Annotated in this window: 13 protein-coding genes; 4 read left to right on the forward strand and 9 right to left on the reverse strand. The window is 38.7% G+C overall.

The genetic code is table 11. From position 1 onward, the window contains the following. Window positions 1-9: 9 nt before the first annotated feature. Both HMPREF1151_RS06820 and HMPREF1151_RS06825 read left to right on the forward strand, forming a co-directional pair. The gene (locus HMPREF1151_RS06820; RefSeq protein WP_005375607.1) at window positions 10-1,647 is read left to right on the forward strand and encodes an L-lactate permease; all 1,638 of its coding nucleotides are present in this window, start codon (window positions 10-12) and stop codon (window positions 1,645-1,647) included. A gap of 212 nt (window positions 1,648-1,859) precedes the next feature. Further along, on the forward strand, window positions 1,860-3,053 hold the full coding sequence (locus HMPREF1151_RS06825) for a multidrug effflux MFS transporter (protein ID WP_009661531.1): 1,194 nt from the start codon (window positions 1,860-1,862) through the stop codon (window positions 3,051-3,053). A gap of 110 nt (window positions 3,054-3,163) precedes the next feature. On the opposite strand, the gene HMPREF1151_RS06830 is transcribed toward HMPREF1151_RS06825, so the two are convergent. Further along, window positions 3,164-7,420, reverse strand: a complete 4,257-nt coding sequence (locus HMPREF1151_RS06830; RefSeq protein ID WP_009661545.1) for a 2-hydroxyacyl-CoA dehydratase — start codon at window positions 7,418-7,420, stop codon at window positions 3,164-3,166. Window positions 7,421-7,866: 446 nt separating this feature from the next. On the opposite strand from HMPREF1151_RS06830, the gene HMPREF1151_RS06835 reads away from it, so the two are divergent. Next, on the forward strand, window positions 7,867-9,621 hold the full coding sequence (locus HMPREF1151_RS06835; RefSeq protein ID WP_009661508.1) for a 1-deoxy-D-xylulose-5-phosphate synthase: 1,755 nt from the start codon (window positions 7,867-7,869) through the stop codon (window positions 9,619-9,621). 135 nt (window positions 9,622-9,756) lie between these two features. Here the strand turns inward: HMPREF1151_RS06835 and HMPREF1151_RS06840 are convergent, their stop codons facing one another. The 7 genes from HMPREF1151_RS06840 to HMPREF1151_RS06870 all read right to left on the reverse strand — a co-directional run bounded on the left by HMPREF1151_RS06840 (window position 9,757) and on the right by HMPREF1151_RS06870 (window position 17,349). After that, window positions 9,757-11,070, reverse strand: coding sequence for a DUF389 domain-containing protein (locus HMPREF1151_RS06840; RefSeq protein WP_009661517.1), 1,314 nt, complete (start codon window positions 11,068-11,070; stop codon window positions 9,757-9,759). A 9-nt stretch (window positions 11,071-11,079) separates the two neighbouring features. Further along, window positions 11,080-12,117 carry a nicotinate-nucleotide--dimethylbenzimidazole phosphoribosyltransferase gene (locus HMPREF1151_RS06845; RefSeq protein ID WP_005379647.1) on the reverse strand — a complete coding sequence of 346 codons (1,038 nt, stop codon included), beginning with the start codon at window positions 12,115-12,117 and terminating at the stop codon, window positions 11,080-11,082. Between the two features lies 1 nt (window position 12,118). Further along, window positions 12,119-12,742: a CoA pyrophosphatase gene (locus HMPREF1151_RS06850; RefSeq protein WP_009661523.1), complete on the reverse strand. Its 624-nt coding sequence runs from the start codon at window positions 12,740-12,742 to the stop codon at window positions 12,119-12,121. A 152-nt stretch (window positions 12,743-12,894) separates the two neighbouring features. Further along, the gene (locus HMPREF1151_RS06855; protein ID WP_009661516.1) at window positions 12,895-14,217 is read right to left on the reverse strand and encodes a dicarboxylate/amino acid:cation symporter; all 1,323 of its coding nucleotides are present in this window, start codon (window positions 14,215-14,217) and stop codon (window positions 12,895-12,897) included. Window positions 14,218-14,418: 201 nt separating this feature from the next. Next, entirely contained in the window at window positions 14,419-15,285 is an 867-nt protein-coding gene (locus tag HMPREF1151_RS06860; protein ID WP_009661544.1) for a hypothetical protein, read from the reverse strand. A 30-nt stretch (window positions 15,286-15,315) separates the two neighbouring features. Further along, window positions 15,316-16,143: a hypothetical protein gene (locus tag HMPREF1151_RS06865; RefSeq protein ID WP_009661532.1), complete on the reverse strand. Its 828-nt coding sequence runs from the start codon at window positions 16,141-16,143 to the stop codon at window positions 15,316-15,318. A gap of 33 nt (window positions 16,144-16,176) precedes the next feature. After that, window positions 16,177-17,349, reverse strand: a complete 1,173-nt coding sequence (locus HMPREF1151_RS06870; protein ID WP_009661543.1) for an iron-containing alcohol dehydrogenase — start codon at window positions 17,347-17,349, stop codon at window positions 16,177-16,179. A gap of 147 nt (window positions 17,350-17,496) precedes the next feature. Between HMPREF1151_RS06870 and HMPREF1151_RS06875 the strand changes: the two genes are divergently transcribed. Continuing rightward, window positions 17,497-19,056, forward strand: a complete 1,560-nt coding sequence (locus HMPREF1151_RS06875) for a hypothetical protein (protein ID WP_038141465.1) — start codon at window positions 17,497-17,499, stop codon at window positions 19,054-19,056. An 81-nt stretch (window positions 19,057-19,137) separates the two neighbouring features. Here HMPREF1151_RS06875 and HMPREF1151_RS06880 read toward each other — a convergent pair whose 3' ends face one another. Continuing rightward, the gene (locus tag HMPREF1151_RS06880; RefSeq protein WP_009661546.1) at window positions 19,138-19,656 is read right to left on the reverse strand and encodes a flavodoxin family protein; all 519 of its coding nucleotides are present in this window, start codon (window positions 19,654-19,656) and stop codon (window positions 19,138-19,140) included. Between the last annotated feature and the right edge of the window lie 78 nt (window positions 19,657-19,734).

Raw genomic sequence — 19,734 nt, forward strand, 5'->3', positions numbered from 1 at the left:
ATTTTAGAAATGAGTGCTCTCACCGTTCTATTAGCGCTATCTCCAATCATTTGGTTGATCGTAGCGTTATCCATCTTGAAATTACCTGCATGGCAAGCAACAAGTGTTGCTGCAATCGGTTCTTTCATCATCGCTATTACAGCATTCCAATCCGACCCATTTATTATGGTCACTGGTGCCCTTGAAGGTGCCGCATTGGCAATTTGGCCTATCCTATTAGTTATTACAGCAGCTATCTTCGTTTACAACTTGGTAGTACATACGAAAGCTATGGAAACTATTAAAACCATGCTTTCCTCTGTAACATCTGATACTCGTGTACTTGCATTATTACTTGCATGGGGCTTCGGTGCTTTCATGGAAGGTATGGCTGGCTTCGGTACTGCCGTTGCAATTCCTGCAGCTATGATGGTTGCCGTAGGTTTTGACCCACTAAAATCTATCATCGCATGTCTCGTTGCAAACTCCGTACCAACAACATTCGGCTCCATTGGTATCCCAACAACTACATTGGCTTCCTTAACAAGCCTTGATCCAAGCCATTTAGGTACATTCATTTCCGTACAATTATTCTTGCTTAACCTTATCGCTCCTTTCTTCGTAGTTATGATTATCGGTGGCGGTATCAAAGCATTAAAAGGCGTATTCCTTGTAACATTACTTTCTGGTTTAGCATTAGCTATTCCTGAAACTGTAATCAATGCTGTAATGGGTCCTGAATTATCCGTAATTTCTGCATCCATCGTAATCATGGCAGTGATCATCGGTTGTGCAAAAATTATGCCTCCTAATGATCCTCAATACGCAGTTAAACAAACTGGCGAAGTTCCTAAAGTTTCTGGTGGCGAAGGCCTTGTGGCTGCAATGCCATTCATCTTAATCTTCGTATTATTATTATTAACCTCTAAATTGTTCCCAGCAATCAATGGTCCTCTTGCATCCATTAAAACATCTGTACCTATTTACCAAGGTGCTGGTGCAAAACCTTACACATTCGTATGGATTGCAACTCCTGGTATCATGATTTTCATCGCTGGTATCGTTGGTGGTTTCATCCAAAAAGCAAAAGCTGGTGAAATCTTCGGTACATTAGGTTCCACGGTTAAAAACTTGAAGTTCACATACCTTACAATCATCACAGTTGTTATGACTGCTAAATTGATGACATACTCCGGTATGACTGCAGATATTGCGAAAGCAATGGTTGCTGGTACAGGTTCCTTATACCCTCTATTCGCTCCTATCGTAGGTGCATTGGGTGCGTTCTTAACAGGTTCCGGTACAAACTCCAACGTATTGTTTGGACCACTTCAAATCGCTGCAGCTCAAGGTTTAAATCCTACAAACTTCGAAGATCTTGGCTTCTGGTTAGCAGCTGTTAACTCCGGTGCAGCTGGTATCGGCAAAATGTTGTCCCCACAATCCATTGCAATTTCTATTGGTGCCGTAGGTCCTGCTTTGAAAGCATACTTAGAAAACCACAAAGAAATCAATGCAGAAGAAGCTCACAACTTAGAACATGAAATCGAAGCAAGTGTTATCATGAACAGCGCGTTCAAATACTTCATCATCTTCATCATCATGCATGGTTGTATCTCCTTCTTCGGTCAACATTTCATCCATGAAATTCACCACATCTTCTTCTAAGAATTGGTAATATAAACGAACAGCTCATTCGTGAGCTGTTCTTTTTATTTCAAATACTAATAAGCAATACCCTTGTTACTCATACATAAACCTATAGCTTTTTCTTATTAATCATGTTACAATACCCTTGTTAAATAGATAAAATCAAATGCAGTCTGCGAAGTGCGATTCGCAGACTTTTATTTTTCCCTTTTTTTAATATAGGAGATTTTATGGAGTCTACAAAGAAAATATCTTTATTCATTGTCGTATTTCTAGGACTTCTTACGGCTATCACGCCACTTGGTACTGATTTATATCTACCAGCATTACCAATCATGCCTCATGAACTTAATACAAATGCGTCCCTCATTCAGATGACAATTGGTATTATGACTTTTGGTATCGCTATTGGTCAATTGATTGGCGGTCCTCTTAGTGACTCATTGGGGCGGAAAAAACCACTCATCATTGGCAATATCCTCTGTGTAATCGCTAGTATACTCTGTGCTATTGCGCCCAATATTGAGATTTTACTAGTTGCACGATTTTTACAAGGTTTAACAGGTTCTATCGGAGTTGTTATTGCTAAGGCCATCTCCCGAGATTTTGCATCTGGTAAGGAATTAATGCGACTCATGTCTCTACTCATGCTCGTCAACGGATTAGCTCCTGTTATTGCACCGCTTATAGGTGGTCAGATTTTATTATTTTCTACATGGCGCTTTATTTTTATTGTCCTCGCCGTTTTCTCTGCAGTGTTACTTATGGGCTCTTTCATTTTTACTGAAAGCCTACCATTAGAAAAGCGTATTTCCGGTGGTATAGCAACAGCGTTTAAAAACTACGGTGCTCTACTAAAAGATAACTCTTTCTTAGGCCAGACTCTAGTTCAGCTATTCGCCTTTGGTGGTTTCTTTGCCTATATTTCGGGTTCATCCTTTGTATATCAAAATATATTCAATTTATCTGCCCAAGAGTTTAGTTATATGTTCGGGATTAATAGTTGCGGTATTATCCTCGCTAGCGTAATCAGTGCCAAAGTAAGTAATGTGGTAAAAATAAAAACCATTTTACATACTAGTCTATTGCAATTAACGATTGGTTCTATCCTATTCCTTTGTGCAATGTATTTTAATTGGTCCTTTATTATAACTAGTGTCATTCTGTTCTTTACAGTTTGTACCGTATCTGTATTTGGATCAACAGGGTTCTCTATGGCAATGGCGAAATATGGACACAAAGCAGGTAGCGCCTCTGCTATTTTAGGATTTGCAGCCATGTTTTCAGCCGGATTCGTATCCCCATTAGTTGGTATTGGTGGAAGTCATACTGGTATCCCTATGGGGATTGTTATGGTTGTATGTGCTGTATTAGCATTAGTATGCTTCTATACAATGATTAAAGAAGATTCATCAATTTCATAAAAAAGCGTCCCTCATATGTCCCCTCTTTACTGGTTGTTCAGTAAAGAGGGGACATATCACTAGGGACGCTTTTTTTATATTCAGTAATTATATAATTGATTATTACATTATCATTCAAACATTGTTGCTAACAACAATTTCAATCGATTTGCTTGGTTTACCGCACTTGAACCTGGGTCATAGTCGATGGCTGCAATGCGCACATCAGGATATGCTTCGGATAATGTTTTTACCATGCCTTTACCACTAACGTGGTTAGGTAAGCAGCCAAATGGTTGCAAGCAAACTACTTGTTTTGCACCTTTTTCGATAAGATCAATCATATCACCTGTAAGGAACCAACCTTCACCGCATTGATTACCAAGGTCAATATAATGAGCCGCTTCTTTTGCAACCTTCGTCATCCGTTGCAACGGATCAAAATGCTTGGATGCTGCAACAGCTTTTGCATATGGCAAGCGGTATAATTCTAACGCTTCGCGAGCCAAGGATCCAAAGAATCCGGAAAGCCATGTACCATCTAAGTGTTTAGCACGATATGTACCATCCATAGCACAGTATAAGAAAAAGTCTAGTAGACCAGAGGTTACAACCTCGCCACCTTCCTTCTCTATAAGTTCATTAATATGGTTGTTCGCACTTGGATGGAATTTAACGTAGATTTCACCTACCACGCCAACACGAGGTTTCGGCTTAGATTTATCAACTGGTAAATTGTCAAAGTCTTCAATGATGTTCTTAATATATTTACTATATTGGAATATATTAGCTTTTGTAATACGTTCCCGTAATTTTTTAACCCAATAATCGCACAATGCATCTGCAGATCCTGGATTAATTTCATAAGGACGCGTAGCCAATACACATTGCATCAACGCATCGCCGTATACTACGGCTTGAATCATGCGATGTAAGAAGGATTTAGTCAATTTAAAGCCTGGTTGACGTTCCATATCACTCGCATTAAGTGACAAAATTGGAACTTGTTTCATACCTGCATCGATGAGGGCTTTACGCAAATAACCAATATAGTTGGTAGCACGACAACCGCCACCGGTTTGAGAGATAATAACAGCTGTTTTATTAACATCGTATTTACCAGACAATAAGGCGCTCATCAATTGGCCTACAACGATGATAGCAGGATAACATGCATCATTATTGATATATTTTAGACCTATCTCTACATCTTCACGAGTTGGAGCAGGCAACATATCAAAGTCATAACCTTCAGACTTAAGCACTGGCTCCAATAGTTGGAAATGAAGAGGTGACATTTGAGGCACCAAAATCTTATAGGTTTTACGCATTTCTTCGGTAAAGACAACGCGTTCATAATCATATGCTGGTGTATCATCAATAACGGTCTCTATAGGAGCTTCTGGATTATGATGTTTACGCATACTCCGTTCCATTACGGATTGCAAGGAGCGTAAGCGAATAGTGACAGCGCCTAAGTTTGTACCTTCATCAATTTTAAGCAATGTATGAATCTTATGCTTTGCAGATAAGATATCCTTTACTTGGTCTGCCACAATGGAATCAAGACCACAACCGAAAGAGTTCAACTCAACAATTTGGAAGCCTTCCGTACGACTTACAAATTCTGCTGCATGATATAGACGACTATGGTATGACCATTGGTCTACAACGCGAAGATGTTTAATATCCTTACCTAATGGTGCTACACCATCTTCGGTAAGAACCGCCATACCAAGAGAGGTAATGAGCTCTGGGATACCATGATTAATACCGGAGTCTAAGTGATATGGACGACCAGCCAATACGATGGTAGGCACTTGTTCTGCTACGAGACGAGATACAGTTTTCTTTGTCATCTCGCGATAGTCAGCCTTACATTTTTCTTGTTCGGCCCAAGCAGTCTCAACGGCATTAGAAATTTCAGATTTAGAGAATGGCAAATCTTTTAAGGCTTTCACCAACGCAGGCACCAATGATTTCTTATCTGCTAGTGGCAAGAATGGCGCATAAAATGGCGTTTTTCCCATCACATCTTGCATATTGTTTCGAATCAATTCTGGGTAAGAAATAACCATAGGGCAATGGTAATTATTGTCGTGGCTAAATTCCTTTGGACCATGTTGAATACATGGGTACCAGATTAAATCAACTTGGGCTTGGGCAAGATCACGAATATGACCATGAACGGCCTTAGCAGGATAACATGCTGTATCGGAAGGAATCGTATCAATGGCTTTATTATATTGATCCTTCGTCGTATAATCTGACAATACCACTTCGCAGCCTAATTGATTGAAGAATGTAAACCAAAATGGAAAATCTTCGTACATATTGAGGACGCGAGGAATACCAATACGCAATTTACCTTCAAACTCAGGAATATTTTTCTTGAGGAAGTAATCAAAATAACGGCGTAATTTTACGTCTACCATATTGGGAACAGGCTTATGTTTCTCTTGAATCATATCACCGGCACCTCGGTCGCAACGATTACCCGTTACATAGGTACGGCCATCAGAGAATGCATTGATGGTAAGCATACAATTATTAGAGCACAATCCGCAATTACGCATGGATGTAGACACTTGCAAGGATTTCAAACCGTCACTATCAAGCAATGTGCTATGTTGATTTTGTAACTCTTCTGCCGCTTCAGAAGCGAGCAATGCCATACCATAAGCACCCATCAAGCCGGATACATCAGGGCGAATTACTTCGACGCCCATTAATTTTTCAAAGGCACGAAGCACCGCTTCATTATAGAATGTACCACCTTGTACGACGATGTGGTCACCTAATTCCTTAGGATCTTTTACCTTAAGCACCTTATACAATGCATTCTTGATAACAGAATATGCAAGGCCAGCGGCGATATCCGGTACAGTAGCCCCTTCTTTTTGCGCCTGTTTTACCTTGGAATTCATAAATACGGTACAACGAGATCCCAAGTCGATTGGCATAGGTGCCAATAAACCTTCTTTGGCAAATTGCTCAATCGGCAAACGCAAGGATGTAGCAAAGGTATCAATAAAGGAACCACAACCAGAGGAGCAGGCTTCATTCAATACGATGTCTTCAATGTATCCATCGCGTACCTTTGTACATTTCATATCTTGACCGCCAATATCCAAGATGAAGGATACATCAGGGCAGAAGAATTGAGCAGCCCGATAATGGGCAATTGTTTCTACTTCTCCAATATCGATACCAAGAGCGCGTTTCAAGAAAGCTTCGCCATATCCAGTTACACCAGAATGAGCGATATAAGCCCCTTTTGGCAATAAACTATAGATTTTCTCTATTAGCTCTTGAGATTTTTCTAATGGTTTACCATGATTTGGGCCATAGTGAGAGAAGATGATTTCATTCTTGCTATTAATCAAGACAACTTTCAACGTGGTAGAACCCGCATCAATACCAAGGTAACATGGACCTTCAGCATCTTTAATATCACCCTTCGGTGTTACCGCCTTAGCATGACGTGCACGGAATTCTTCTAATTCCGCTTCATTTCTAAATAGCGGATCCACACGATCGGTTGCTTCCATTGGTACACCAATAAGCGCACCGATTTCCTTCGTCAATTCACCTACTGTAATATCACGACATTCATCATTCATGAGAGCTGCGCCTAGGGCAATAAACAACTCACCATTTTCAGGGATGATACGATGTGCTTCATCGAGTTCTAAGGTGTCGCAGAAGCATTGACGTAATTCGGATAAGAATGTCAATGGACCACCGAGGAAGGCTACATTTCCTTCAATTTTATGACCACATGCAAGGCCTGCAATCGTTTGGTTAACGATGGCTTGAAATACGGACTTTGCAATATTTTCATGAGACGCGCCTTGATTTAGCAATGCTTGTACGTCTGTTTTCGCAAATACACCACAACGAGCGGCAATTGGGTAAATAGTATCCGCATTCATCGCCAATTGATTAAGGCCGGATGCATCAGTTTGCAATAATGTTGCCATTTGATCTATGAAAGCACCTGTACCACCGGCACAAGAACCATTCATGCGATGTTCTGCAGTACGACCTAGATACGTAACCTTAGCATCTTCACCACCAAGTTCGATAATAACATCAGTTTGTGGGTACAACGCTTTTATCGCCTTTGTTTCGGCAATTACTTCTTGTACAAAAGGTATACGCACCTTATCAGCCATCGCCATACCGCCAGAACCTGTAATTGCTACATGGACTTTTGCGTCTTCATAGCCCACTTGAGCCTCTTGTAGCAATGTATGAACAGTATCCAAAATATTGGCGTAATGTCGGATATATTTTTTATACAAATAATTATCTTGTTCGTCCAACAAAACGACCTTGACCGTTGTAGAGCCAACATCGATCCCCATACGTAAGGATTTTTGCATATATACCTCTCTTGAAAAAAATGAAGAATTAGTACGCTCGCACCATTTTTCTTCATACATTTAAGTAAAAGTTAAATAATAAAGCTTTTAACTACACATCTAAAAAATTAAATATTAAATATATTATACAACAAACAGAGATTAATTCTAGGTTTTGCCATATTCCAATGTGGTATATAGAACATGACTATTCCTAATAAAATATATATAACTCTATATGTCATGTATTTTTTATTATACCACTTTGAAGTGAAAAATATTGTGTGTAAAGATACATTCTAAAATTAATATGGTTAGCTATCACTTATTTATATATCTAAATATACCGAATTACCTTTTTATTTATAAATAATTTTACTCTATAATGTTATAATAGCTATTAATGAGTCATATATTTCATTAACTGTAATTGATTTATCCATTAGTATGGATCATGTAGGAGACCTATGGAACTGACAGATATTCAAATTCCTAGCGATTTGCGCGACTGCTCTATATCAGAGCTCGAGGTCATCGCACAACATATACGAAACTTAATCATCCATAGAACATCACACATTGGCGGTCACATCGGTTCATCCTTAGGAGCCACTGACATTATTGTTGCTTTGCATCATGTGTTCGGCCTTGATGATGCTCAATTCATATTTGATATTTCCCATCAAAGTTATGCTCATAAAATTTTAACAGGCCGTTACGAAGGCTTTAAAAATAAGGACAAATTTCACACCGTATCCGGTTATAGCAATCCTGATGAAAGCACCTACGACGCATTTCACTTAGGCCATGCTTCCACAAGCCTCAGTTTAGCTTGTGGGCTCATGATTGGACGCGATTTACAGCATAAAACGCATCCAATTATTACGTTAATCGGCGACGGAGCTCTCTCTGGTGGCGAGGCTTATGAAGCATTAAATCACTTAGCCACAATGTCCTCTCAATGTTTGATTATCATCAACGACAACGACCAATCTATTGCAGAAAATCACGGCGGTTTGTATAGCCATCTTCAACAATTACGCGAAACTAATGGTGAAAGCCCTAATAATATCTTTAAAGCTCTAGGCTTTTCGTATCGTTACGTCGACGATGGCAATTCGTTGCCAACCGTAATAAAGGCTCTAAAAGAATGTAAAACAGAGACAACACCGATAGTGCTCCACATCCATACGACAAAAGGCTATGGTTACAACAAGGCTATTACCAATCCTGAAAGCTTTCATAATCCATCCGGATTTGATATTGACACAGGGGAAACAAAAAAACGCTATACCAACAGCTATGAATCTATCGTTGCAAAACAACTCATTGATGCACTGGAGCAAAACAAAGCTGCATGTATCGTTACAGCTGCTACGCCTGGCGGTTTCTGTTTAACCAAAGATATACGTGAAAAATTAGGTGCTCAATACATCGACGTAGGCATTGCAGAGGAACATGCTACAACATTACTTGCTGGCATTGCCCACAACGGTGGCACGCCGATTTTACCGATTTACAGTACATTTTTACAACGTGCCTATGATCAAATTATTAATGACCTATGTATTAATAATAGCAATGCACTGATCCTTGTATATCGCGCGTCCATTTATGGTAATAAGGATATGACACACCTTGGATTCAATGATATTACTATGCTCAGCAACATGCCCAATCTCATGTACCTAGCACCTACAACAGTAGAGGAATTAGAATCTTCCATTCGTTATGGAGTAGAACATCACAATCATCCTATCGCCATCCGTATTCCTGTAGGATCACCGATTTACGAAACTAGTCAATCCAATACAACAGGATGTCCTGTAACGTCGTGTAACATAACCCAATCAGGTAATACGATTGCCATCATAGGTGTCGGTAATTTCTACCATAAGGCGGTCGAACTTAGCCACGCAATACATGATGCCATTCATATCTCTCCGACGCTTGTCAAACCACTTTGTATTTCTAGTTTAGACACTGATACATTGAATGAATTAACAAAAGACCACAATATCGTCATCACCTTAGAGGACGGCGAACTCGAAGGTGGCTATGGTCAAAAAATTGCTAGCTATTATGGAAAAACGTCCATGAACGTCTTAAACTATGGCATTTCCAAACAATTCTACGACCGATACAATCCAGAAGATGTATTACAACAAAATCACCTAGATTTTAAACACATTTTAGATGATATACAAAACATACAACATTAATTCAATACATATATGTCAAAAAGGGGCTGTAACAAAACAGCCCCTTTTCGTATCTATAGAATTTGTCATGAGAAGGTATTGTATCAGATACATATATTATTAACGATCAATTAGAACGCTGGGATGATAGCTCCCTTATAGAGTTGACGTTGTTTGCTCGATAGAAATAGTTACAGGCGCTGATAATTTAGCCTCTAACCAAGCTTTTATTCGTTCCAAATCTGCATCAGATATAGTGGATGTAGTATGGATAATCACCATATAGCGACTCGCTTTAGGCTGTTCTAGGTTATCTATTAAAGGCATGCCTTCCACTTTGCTTACAAACGGGAATAACGCCTTTGCTTCAGCTTCTGTCGTTTTCATAGTATTTATAGTTTCACTTACTAATTGATAAGTTGGCTGGTATAGATTACTCAAGTTTTTATATGTTTCAAGATTCTCTGAAGATTTATTCAAGTTCGTCTTATCCATAGTAGATTTTTTCTCATCTACGCTATTAACAAATCGTAATGTATAAGGCTGCAAGTACTCATCCTTATGTAACTTGTCATCCAACTGGGCTTGCTCCTCTGAAGTCACAGGAGCTCCTATAACTACTATGTCTACTAGCTTATTCGTTTGATCCAATGAATAATCAATCACTTGTCGACGTCCCTCTTGATTAATATCATTCTTAATAAACTGCTCCATATGATTTGACTCAGAATACTTGATGGTCATATCATAGCCCGCATAAATACTTGGTATAGCCATAATAAGACCAATCACGAGAAATATTAGCTGGTTACGACGATTAACCGCTTCTGCTTGTTTATGGAATGGCAAACTATATACACCCTTTAAAACAATAAAAGATGCAAAGAAGATGAAGAATGCATTTATAAAGAATAAATAGCTAGCCCCAAAGAAATAATTCCAATTTCCATTAGCAAGTCCATATCCTGCCGTACATAGTGGTGGCATAAGTGCAGTCGCAATCGCAACACCTGGTATAACATTATCTAAGGTCTTACGCGTTTGCCCAATAATCCCAGCTAACCCACCAAATATAGCAATGAATACATCAAAAATATTCGGTTCTGTACGCGCTAATAGTTCAGATGTAGCCGTCTGAACGGGAGAAATATAAAAATATAAAGCAGATGCCAAAACAGCAATCGTAATCTGTAAGGACAATCTTAAAATACCGCTTTTCACAACTGTAAAATTAAGCGTAGCGAAGCCAAAACCAGTTGCTAAAATAGGTCCCATCAACGGCGATATAAGCATAGCACCAATAACAACTGCCGTACTATTCATATTCAACCCAATAGAGGCAATAAACATGGAGAGGATCAGGATAACCAAAGCAGGTCCCTTAATCTTAGCACCACCTATCAGTCTTTTGGCGATAGTTGCATCATCAGCTCGCTCAAAATGTATATCAAAGTATTTATTTATTTTCATTCGTCCTCCTTATAATTTCATCAAATCTGCAAAGGTCCCTACGTTTACAAACATATGCTGTGTAGTTTTGAGCATTTGAACCATTAAGATAGCTCCTGTCCCTTCCCCCATCGACATGTGGGCTTGAATAGGAACCATGTCTTGTGTAATATCTACCTCTGCTAAAGCTAGCTCTGTGCCTTTTTCTCGAGAGTTATGAGATGGCAATGCATAATCCTTAACACGATCATTCATATGTACCGCACAAGCTGCTGATACAGCTGTAATAAAGCCATCAATGACGAAGGGCTTTTTAAACTCAACACAAGCGAGCATAGCCCCAAGAATAGCAGCAATATCAAAGCCCCCTACATGGGCTACGATTTTACGAACTCTTTCAACTTCACTGTCAGAAACGATACTAGTCTTATGCTTATCTAATACAGCGCGCACAAAATCAATTTTTCGTTTCATCAAATCTGGTTTATTCGGCCAAGAACCAGGGCCTACTGTTTCAGTGGGATCCGCTCCAGTTAAGGCAGACAACACACAGGCAGAGGTCGTCGTATTACCGAGTCCCATTTCACCAAAGGAAAAAAGATTTATCCCTTGCTTTACATAATGTTCAACTCGTCCATAGCCAGCTTGAAAGGCACTATTAAATTCATCCTCACTCATAGCAGGATGGTTTAATATATTCTTTGTCCCCTTTGCGACCTTGCGATCCACTCCGATGCCATCATCTGAGGCAATTCCTACATCCACAACTTCATAAGGAATATTGTTAAAGTTACAAAACTGTGTAGCCGACGAACGACCTAAGAGCATATTACGCGACTGCTTTTGCGTTACCTCATAGTTATAACCTACATAACCTTCCATATTGCACCCATTATCGGCGGAAAATATGATGTGCTGAGGTCTAATTTCACTATCGATACGGCCCCAAGCCGTACAAATTTTACGAAAATAGGTTTCCCATAAACCAAGGCCACCAGGTATTAGGCACTTAGGTTGGAGGAATTTATTCAATTCTTTATCAAATGAAGTTATTTCGTTATCTTTCATTTTATATAGTATTACCTTGTCGATATAAATCTAAGAAATTTTTGAGGACTCGACCTGTTAATCCCCATATCGTATATTGCTTATAGGGATAAAAATAAACAGAATAGTTCTGCCGAATTTTCCAATCTATTTGATACCCTTCTAATAAATGGAACGGAAAATCTCGTAATGGTTTAGTTCCGATATCTAAGTGCCCTACCGTTGGTTCCATATTCAATAAATACGAAAGTGGTACCGTAAAAATTTCACCGACCTCATCAATATTAGGGCGAAATTCATCCGTATGTAAACGTACAGCCACTGCATGTAATTTAACACCAATGGCAGATACTAAACAATCTAATGCACCTAACAATTCAATTTGCTCTGTATCTATTCCTAATTCTTCCGAGCATTCACGAATAGCCGCAGCAGCTCCAGTTTTATCGGTGCTTTCACAATGTCCACCAGGAAAGCTAATTTCACCAGGCTGTCTACGTAAGGTCTGACTACGCACCGTAAATAGGACGTGATCCTCACCATCAATTTCAAGCAATGGCACTGCTACCGCTGCAGTTATAACATCAATATCTGTAGCCACTTGTGGTTCTCGTCCATTTAAATATGCACTTAATTGTCTATCCATAGTCATCCCCCTTTTCTTAATTATACCAAGAATCGTTTTCCAGAAAATAGTATAAATGGCACAATTTATAATCTATGATTTGAAGACGAAAATAGGTTACCTCACATACAAGAGGTAACCTATATATATATTATACTTTTATTAAGTACAATCTACGCACCTTGGAATTGAGGCATGTCATCATGAGAGTCAGGATCGTCTAATGTACCTTTCAAATCATTATCAACCATAGCACATACAGATGCATCGGACCAAACGTTTTCGGCCGTTTCAATCATGTCGATAATTGTATAGATTGGTAAAATAATACCAAGCAAACCGATTGGTGCACCAATGGAGCTCATCAAGGACAATGTTAAAAAGTAACAGCCCATTGGAACACCGGCATTACCGATGGCTGCAAGAACAGCAATGAATAACCAAGCAATCATTGTACCCATAGTTAATTCAATACCTGCATTTTGCATTACAAATAAGGATGTAACAAGGATAAACGCTGCGCAACCATTCATATTAATAGTTGTACAAATTGGTAACACGAAACGCGCTACAGAAGGATGGGCTTTCAAATTGTCTTCTGCAGATGCCAATGTAACAGGCAATGTAGCAGCAGAAGATTTCGTAAACAATGCAACAGCTACGGCTGGAGACATTTTGCGGAATACATCGATAGGATTTAAACCACGGAATAACAAGAACAATGGAATTACAATAAAGAATTGAATCAAGTTGCCGCCGATTACAACAGCTGTATATTTACCTAATGCACCAACGATGACCCCTGCTTCGATTTGTGCAGATAATTGACCTGCAAAAGCAAGGATACCGATTGGTAAAACGTAAAGTAAACCTCTAATCAATGTGAATAGTAATTCTTGTAAACCAAATAACACCTTCAATACTGCTTCACGACCTTCTGTACGAGGCATGAAAGCAAAAGCTAAACCAACAGAAGCAGAAATGAACATAACGGACAATACGTTACCTTCTAAATACGGTTTCAAAATATTGTTAGGAATAACGGATAAGAAATGATCATAATATGTTACGTGACCTAATTTTTCAGGTACTTGCGCTGCACCGGCACCGATTACATCAAGTGGTAAATTACCTGGCGCAATCCAAAGGAATAAACCAAGACCAACAGTGGCTGCACAAATTGTTGTTAACAATGTATAGGTGACAGCATGACCAAAGATACGGCCTGTATCCTTCTTAGCACCCAACATGGACAATGTGGTAATAACCGCTAGTGATACAGTAGGTATTGCAATAAATTGGAATAAATGCGTAAATACTGCAGCAATGAAATTAAATAAATCATTAAGAACTGGAATATGTTGCCATCCTAAGATAGCGCCGATGATGAGCGCACCCATCCATAATATAAATTGACGTAATTTACCTTGACCACGACTTTTCAAGGTAATCTCTTGCGCTAAGGCATCAACATTTTTATTATTTTGATCTGCCATAAAAACACCTCTCAACTAATAAAACTACTAGAGACCAATAAAGAAACCCCAGCCCTAGGGGCTGGGATAATTAATCACATCCGAGTCTCTTCATAAAACCCATTATAAAAATATGTTTTAGAATTGTCAATTACAATACTTGAATATATTGTAATATGTTCAAATATTGTTCCAAATTATATATACAAACTCTGCCCAACTCTAATGATACATATCTATATCTACAGTAATCATTCGAGTTCGCTCTGGGTTAAACATAAAGTAAATGACTCTAGGCTGATCTTGATCAAAATTATGATAAACAACATATACTACATATTTCTCAGCTGATACTCGAGTACTATAATAAAAATCTTCGTTGGGATCATCACCGACACTTTGTCTACCGTCAATTAACCAGGGAAATAATTTCCAATTTTGTCGTCGAATGGTAATAATCTCATAATAATTGCTTACATCACTAACCAATACATTTTTATCTTTTGGATATGTAAACGAATTAAGTACTTCAACTGTAGTATCTTTGTCCCTGCCATTTATAAACGAATACCAAGCATTAGATTTAACCGTTTCCTCATACCTTGAAATCGTAGCTTTATCACCATCTAATACTAAACAGCTTTGATTTCCACCTATTCCAATTACTTCAGCAGAAGAAATCACTTTCAAACTCTCCGGTAAAGACTTAGGTGTTTGTAATGGAGTCGGAATATACCCCGCCTTAGATGAAGGCCATGTAGAGTGCCATCGTTGTGTATCATAATGGGATATTCCTATAGCTGAAAATGCTAAATTAACAGCTAATGTAGGAATCATGCACAGGAAAAAAATAACATAAAAATATGGCAAAAATCTTTTTCGTATACCTTTCTCACTATCGATTACTCCACATTTTTCAAACAACAATACAATCGTAGCTACTAATAAAATCAGATGGTATAACCCAGAATATGATATCTCATCCGAGAGTAAAAATGTTAGTACCCAAAGAGTTATAAAGAACCATATACTCTTTCTATAAGGAGCAGAAAAAAACAATTCCTTCAAGTAAATTAAACACTGTCGCATTTACGTTCTCCACAACAATACCTATTCAAATTACTTAGATTGATAAAACACAGCCCGTGTCCCATCATTACTGATCAAAAGTTCCACGAAATGAGGTCTTTTAGTATTCCCATCTTCTACAAAGACATATAGTCTATGATTTTCAGTAGAATTATATGTGTACTTCACCACTTTTTTCGTTTCTTTTCGAGGAGCAAAGCGTAACCACTCTATAAAACTCCGTTGTGGTAAGTTTAGAGGTTCTTCCTCGATGCTCTCTATAATGTTATAGCTATTGGGATGAGATATAAAACGCTTTTTCTCCCCAGTGTCTAAATCACGCAATACACCATCCGCATCAATTTGTGCTTGATACACAGTGTGTTCCTTAGCAATCTCCTCATACTGTGCAATAACTGTAGGATTTCCTTCTAATACAGTATATCTTGTAGGATATGCATTTGCCCACGCTAAGCTATCGCCAGATGCAGAGGCCTTTGAAATACCTTCAGGAAGGTTCTTAGGGCGCTTTAGACCTTCCGGCAACCCGTCATCATTTGGCCAACCTCGTTGCCAGTCCATAGTACTAAACTCAAATCCATCGGTTTGTTCAAGAGTCGTTTGAGTATCGTACTTGAGCCAATCCGCAACAAGTCCAGCTAAACATAAATTAAATATAATAAATACGCAGCAAATCAATTTAATATGTGTTTTTTCAGATAAAGCATGTTTCTTATACCAGTCATATTGTAGTACTAAAAGCAATACTATTGCTACGCCAAATACAATATATGTTATAGGTGCTATATTAAATAGCATTGCCACAATAAATAGCATAATTATATATGCAGTTAATAGGCCATAAAATATGCGAACCAAAACTCTCTCCCTATATTTCTATGACTACAACGACTACAACATTTTCTTATATAGCACTTCTATATCTTCACGGCTTATTTTAGCCACTGTATTAGCAATATTTCCTGTAGCCACTACGTATACATTATCGACAAGCCACGGAATATCCTTTTTAGTAAATCCTAATTCTGTAAGGTTTGTGGTAAGGTCTAATTCATGCACCATAAGGCGTAATGCTTCACCCAGCTCAGAACCATCACCATGGTTGAATATACGTGCCAATGAGTTGAATTTTTCAGAGTTAGCACTCCATGTGTATTCCACTACAACAGGTTCAATAACTGCAAGACCAACACCATGGGTAATATCTTTAAGGCCACTAGCAGGGTGTTCCATACCATGACCAAGTGTGACGCCTGCTGTATTGATAACCATACCGCCAATAGTGCTAGCCAATGTAACGGACTCCCATGCTTTTGTTAATTGTTTTTTGTTAAGTACAGCTTCTTGACCATTCGCAATCGCTTTCACATGTTTATATAGAGGTACAAGATATTGTGCTAGTAATGTTACTGCATAATGAGCTAGTGCATCGGTGAAAGGTTGCGCAGTTTTAGATGTGTACGCCTCGATGTTATGGCACAATGCATCGAAACCAACAGATGCCAACACATGAGGAGGCATAGTCCCCATTACAGCAGGGTCCACGATAGATACCTTAGGCACGATGGCATTACAGCGTAAAGATTTCTTATCACCTGTTTCAGGATTAGTAAGAACACCAAAACCGTTGCCTTCAGAGCCAGTACCACAAGTCGTTGGAATAACAATAAGAGGCAGCGCATTATCACTTGTTTTACGGTTGAAAATATAGTCGTTAATATCGCCTTCATTCACCGCCATAAAGGCAATCCCTTTGGCACAATCCATGATGGAACCACCGCCGATAGCAATAACCATATCACAGTTTTCAGATTTAGCTAACACAGCACCGTCTAAGGCAGTCGTGGTCAATGGATTGGCATCTACTTGGTCAAAGAGAACATGTTCAATATGGGCCGCATCAAGCTTTGCTACCACCCGGTCATATAAACCAGATTTTTTAGCACTAGTACGACCAGTTACAATAAGTGCTTTCTTGCCGTACGGTGCAGCAAACTCAGCAACATTATCTACTTTATTCCAACCAAATTGGATATTTACAGGTAAAAAATAAGAGAATTCCATGTGATAACCTCTTTTCTTTGAAAACTAGTTCTTAGTGTTATTGTAAAGGATATTTAAAAGCATGTAAAACCTCATAGGGCTTTCACCAGAAAACAGGTATACTAATAATAAGAGGGGAATTTATATTTATAGAGGGAGAGAACATCTATGAAATTTGCCATTAAACATGTATGGTCTTCGCTGCGAGACCTAGCAACGCAGTCGCCTATATTACTGGCATTAATTGCCATATTTTCATGTACACCGTTGTATATTGAACAAGATTGGTTTGCCGAAATCGACATTAAACTATACTCACTGTATTTCTTTATCGTTATATTACAAAGCTATATAACAAGAACCCGAAAGTTTTCCATTTTATATACCTTAGTAAGTATCGGAATCAGCGTTGGCCTTTATATGATTCACGAAAGCTACGGCTATGTGCGGGGTATTGAACTGGCTACGGAAAATATATCGTACCTATGGCTGTACTCCATGATTGCCTTGTATTTCACATCGCCTGGTGAACACTACATCGGTGAAATCATTAACCGCATCAAACGGATTGGCATTACCCTTGTTACGTCTACGCTATATAACATTGTTATCATCATGAGTTTATGGTTCTTCTTCATCATCGTGGACCAACCATTCAACTTTGAAGAAACCATTTTTAAGGTACTCGCATCCATTAATATGTTCATTTGTCTATCTATGGTATGTTCTTACAAAGAGGATCCCGCAGGTCCTCCAGCACCAAACTCATTTTTTACTGTTGTATTCGGCATCATCTTGCCTAAGGCATCCATTATTACAGGCATTCTAGCTAACATCTATTTAGTCTTGATTCTGTTAGGGCTTCGAGAGGATACGCGTTTCTTCTACACCTATTATCCATATGTAGCCATTTTCTACCTATTCTACTTGGCTAGCTTTAGATCTAGTGAAAGTAGCAGAACACAGCAAATCTTGTGCTTCTTGTTCATTACGTTAACTACATTGTGCTTAGCTCTTATCGGTAAACGTGTGATCAATGAACCAATTCTCTGGCTCAATACGATTTACGTGAGTGCATTCAATTTAATCTTCTTAGTACACAATATTTATTCTCTTGTGAAGGGTTTAAAACCTTCTGTACATACAACCGTTATGGCTCTTGCCTTAGGTGCTGTTCTCTTGACACCATTCATAGGCTATACAACGTATCGTGAATTTGTGACCTATACTAAAGTTGATGGAGAATGGCATGCAAGCCTACCAATAGCGGCTACCTTTGACCCTAACTTCACGGACTATGGCACACCATATGTCCCTGTAGATGATTTAAAACTGCCAGATACCAACCCAATAGACGGCAGACGAGTTGAATATATTAATTTTGATGCTATAACTGCACCAAAGGTTATTTCTATTGCAGGATACGATAAATACATTGAAAACATCGAGTTAATTGTATACGAACAAGATCTTAAAGAATACCAAGTGGAATCTGCTAACTTCGACTCCATCTCCTTCAAGTTTCTCAACAAAGGCCTTGATTTAGAGGTATCTCTACCAAATGGTGTGACAGAGGTGCATCATATTTATGATAAGTTCCTTACAGTCGACAAAACAGCTGTCGATCCTGTCATTATAGAAGGCAATGGATATAAGCTATTGATTACGTCGTACTTCATAAACCAATTCGATACGCGTAAACTTAAATTTAATGTACTTTATAATTAAGCATATAATACAATATAGTAATAATTACAACATCATATATAATATGACAAAAGCAGTACCCCACAGGGGTACTGCTTTTATTCATCGATCTAACTTGGCTAGAATATGTTGGGCAAAGTCTTGGGCCGCTTTAAAATCGTCTTCATTTGGGTGTACTGCAGCTTGTTTGTGACGTGCATCGCGATCAGCAGATTGACCGTGGCTATGCCCTTTCGGGAACATTTTGTACATCATTTCGATAACCTTAGGATCTACCTTACCTTGGCAGATGAAGGTTCCTACAGGCTCTACGCCATCGGGTAAACAATTTGCTGCATTAATTAAGCTCTCCTTAGCATGTGCCATTTGCGGTGGAACACCAGCCGTGGCAAACAGAGCAATGTGAGGGTTATGTAATGTGCCTAATACATCACGGGCCTCCTTATTAGCTGTCCCTTTATCCACCCAAAATCCTGCAAATACAAGATCATAGGACGATACATCGGGTGGTAACTCTTTCATAGATACGCAAAGTGTATCTGCTGGCAATACGCTAGTAATAGCCTCTGCCACTTGTTTAGTATTTCCCGTAAGGGATGAATATATAACGATAGATTTCATAGCTAACCTCCTACTGTAAAACTATATTTATTATAAATCATATAGTATCTATCTATAATAAAATTAATCACAAACTAC

Source organism: Veillonella sp. ACP1 (assembly GCF_000286635.1).
Classification (GTDB): domain Bacteria; phylum Bacillota; class Negativicutes; order Veillonellales; family Veillonellaceae; genus Veillonella; species Veillonella atypica.